The organism is Cobetia sp. SIMBA_158, assembly GCF_046566945.1.
Taxonomy (GTDB): Bacteria; Pseudomonadota; Gammaproteobacteria; order Pseudomonadales; family Halomonadaceae; genus Cobetia; species Cobetia amphilecti.
Genome location: NZ_JAWJYL010000365.1, coordinates 1 through 272 on the forward strand (window position 1 = coordinate 1; position 272 = coordinate 272).

1 pseudogene is annotated in these 272 nt (G+C 40.4%); it reads right to left on the bottom strand.

From position 1 onward, the window contains the following. A pseudogene (locus tag R2R70_RS20310) lies at positions 1-272 on the bottom strand (bifunctional NADH-specific enoyl-ACP reductase/trans-2-enoyl-CoA reductase); the annotation flags it as partial.

A 272-nucleotide genomic window follows, 5' to 3' on the forward strand; every position in this document is an offset into this window, starting at 1 on the left:
CTGGTATCTACTTTGTCCCATACTGCTTGGATACGTGCTTGAACATCGTCTTCAAGTTCTTTGTAGTTTTGAAATAAGTGTCCAGCATCATCAAAACGCGGCGTTTCACCGTACAGGTTTTCGGTAAATAAACCATGAATTTGCTCAATGGTGCCTTCGTATGTTCCGTCCGCCTTCATTACCTTGAATAAAGCTGAAATATACAATGGCATAATTGGTATAGCAGAACTCGCTTGTGTTACAACAGCATTAAGTGATGAAACATACGCTTG